We start from the raw sequence: 2,985 nt of genomic DNA on the forward strand, positions 1-2,985 counted from the left end.
CTAAGGATGACCCTGCTCCGGATCTGACGCGAGACCGCGCGACCTGATTCTGGCGCTCCGATCGGCCAGTTCGCGTGACGCGTGGTGTTAGGCTTGTTCCCTGAGCATCCGTTGCTGGCGGCCACAGGCCTCTGCCCGGAGACAGGAATTCGAGGCAGCGAGCTTACGCGCAGCCCTCGACGCTCTCACGGGTGACAACCAGCCCGAAGGCAGCAGCTTGCCGATGAAGGTAAAAGCCTGTTGGCGGTGATCTACGGAACCGATGCTGCGCCCCAAGGTTTCTTGGGATCAAATCCAAACGTCGTGAAAGAGCGCAGATGGGCTCCCCTGCTACGACTCTCTTTGCGGTGGGGGCTGCGTTCGCTGGCGGTGTTTTAGCGACTGTTGCCTTCGTCAGCTTGAACACCGGCGGTGATCCCAGCGCACCACCAGCCCAACCAGCGTCGAGAGTTGCCTCGTCACCACCTGCCAATCAGCCCTGGGCCGATCCGGTGAAGCCAGAAGGCGCATCTTCACCGAGCCGTCAGGAGCCGCGTTCGACGCTCACCTTCCACGTGGACGGAGCGCAGGAACAGCGACCGGCTGAACATTCCACGAAGGCTGAAGCCGCAGCATCGAACGATGATCAGGCACGCCCGGATCGAATCGACGCAGGAAAGACGGATATAGCTCGGCAGGCGGTCAGACCTGACCGAGGTGGGGCAGTCGCGACTCGATCGGAGCCGGCGAAGAGGGATGTAGCGCGGGCTGACCAGTCTCAGGCTGAGATGCTGAAGGCCGATCGGAAGCGGGCAGACCGGGCGGTGCTGGGGCAGGCAGGGAAGACGGAGGTCAGTGGAGTGGCCGGAGGTTCGCGAACCAATGTTGCACGAGACACGATCGCCCGATCGCAGGTGCCGGCCACAGTTGAGCGCGGTTTCGATCGAGCGGCGTCGAGCGTGCGTGGCGTCGGCGCAACCGAGAGCCGACGCGAGAGCATCGCAGCTTCCAAGCGTGCGCGTCGCATCGTGACTCCGCCGATTTCTGCTTATGCAGATGCACAGCTTGACGATGACGCACTTGATTCGAGCGCTGGATTGCGTCGCCGAGTTACGGAACGCGCAGCGCGAGAGCCCAGCCGGCGGATCACATCGGCAGATGCCGGCGGGGTGATGCGATGGCTCATGGAGCCCTGAGGGCGCGCCTAGAGATCGAGACAGCCCGGCTGAGCTGAAGGCAGGCCTGTGCTCGCCCGGTGGCCTGCTGATGTACGTGAGGAGCGCGTTGAATGAAGCTGCCCTTCCTCCTGCTACCGGTCGCGCTCATGACAGCTGCAACCTCGGCTCAGGCGCTTGGGCTCACTGAGATGAAACGGCGCACTGCGTTCATCGCGGAGCGGTATCTTCAGATCTGGTCGTCGAGCAACGTCAGCCCTGTTGCTGGGGTGCCGTACATGTACGGCCCAACCGTTACCTTCTACGGGCAGCGTTATAGCCAAGAGCAGCTGATGGCTGAGAAGCGCAGAGCGATCCAGCAATGGCCTTCACGGCGGTACGTCCATCGGCCGGGCACAATGCAGATCAGCTGCAACGTGCCTGCCCAGAAATGTGCGGCTCGCTCCATCATTGACTTTGAAGTCAGCAATCCGCGCCATGGTACAGCGAAGCATGGATCTGCCAAGTTCGACCTCGGCATCAGCTTCGCCGATCGCCAGCCCCGCATCCTCTACGAGGGCGGTAGCTTGAACAACAGACGGGCTGATCGGAACTTCTGATTCCAATGTTCTGTACGTAGCTAGGCGTTTGCACGCCGAAAATTCTTGGGGGGTTTCGAGTTGCTGAGGACGTGTGACGGCGCAATGGCTTGCATTGCGAGGAAGGCGCTTGTTAATCTCCTTGCTCCCGTCTTGTGAATGATTGGTCTCGGGATAATCTAATATTAAGCCTCGTTGAGCAGGACTCACGCTGGGTAGCGGTGCAGAACGGATCGTGATTCATTTCTCGGGTTTGTAGCCTGAGGAGGATGGGATGGCCGCTCCTGTGCCGCTGCGGCCAGACTTCGATGCCGAGGCCTTGCGAGCTCTGGCCAAGAGCTCGCGCGACCCGGACCAGACCCGTCGCCTGCTGGCGCTGTCAGCGATCTATGCTGGCGGCTCGCGCTCCGAGGCGGCGGCTCTCGGTGGGGTTGGCCTGCAGATGGTGCGGGACTGGGTTCTGGCCTTCAACGCCGACGGGCCGGATGGGCTGATCGGCGGCAAGGCTCCCGGTGCCCGCCCGCGCCTGAACGCTGAGCAGCGTGAGGCGCTGCGGACCTTGGTTGAGGCGGGACCCACGCCGGCTGCGCACGGGCTGGTGCGCTGGCGGTGGTCGATCTCGCTCAGATCCTGGTGGAGGAGCACGGCGTCTCGGTCTCCGAGCAGACCTTGAGCCGGGTTCTGCGGGGCCTGGGCTACGCCAAGCTCTCGGCTCGTCCGCGCCATCATGCTCAGGATCAGGACGCCATCCCGGCTTTTGAAAAGCCTTCCCCGCTCGCTTGGCGGAGGTCGCGCAGGCTGTCGGCGGCAAGCCGATAGAGGTCTGGTTCGCCGACGAGGCCCGGGTCGGTCAGAAGAACTCCATCACACGTCGGTGGGCCCGCCGCGGCACACGGCCTGCAGCCTCAAAGGACCAGCGCACCGCCTCCGCCTACATCTTCGGCGCGATCTGCCCGGCTCGTGGCACGGGAGCCGGGCTCGTCATGCCCCGCTGCACCACCGAGGCGATGAACCTGCACCTGGCCGAGATCGCCAGGGCCGTCACCGCCGGTGCGCACGCTGTGCTGCTGCTCGATCAGGCCGGCTGGCACATGACCAACAAGCTCATCGTCCCGGCCAACATCACGCTGCTGCCGCTGCCGGCGCGATCACCCGAGTTGAACCCGGTCGAGAACCTCTGGCAGTTCATCCGCGAGAACTGGCTCGGCAACCGGATCTTTGCGTCATACGAGGCCATCCTCGATCATTGCTGC

The 2,985-nt window shown here is 63.7% G+C and carries 1 protein-coding gene and 1 pseudogene; both read left to right on the top strand.

Annotated features, from left to right (window positions below):
• Positions 1 to 1,267 precede the first annotated feature (1,267 nt).
• The gene (locus MOX02_RS29965; RefSeq protein WP_147029405.1) at positions 1,268 to 1,753 is read left to right on the top strand and encodes a hypothetical protein; all 486 of its coding nucleotides are present in this window, start codon (positions 1,268 to 1,270) and stop codon (positions 1,751 to 1,753) included.
• 253 nt (positions 1,754 to 2,006) lie between these two features.
• Positions 2,007 to 2,985 (top strand): annotated as a pseudogene (locus MOX02_RS29970) (IS630 family transposase); the annotation flags it as partial.

This window comes from Methylobacterium oxalidis, from assembly GCF_007992195.1.
In the GTDB taxonomy this organism is placed as follows: Bacteria; Pseudomonadota; Alphaproteobacteria; order Rhizobiales; family Beijerinckiaceae; genus Methylobacterium; species Methylobacterium oxalidis.

Coding starts and splice junctions, on each gene's coding strand:
- MOX02_RS29965 (WP_147029405.1), top strand. CDS start 1,268: ATGAAGCTGCCCTTCCTCCTGCTACCGGTCGCGCTCATGACAGCTGCA.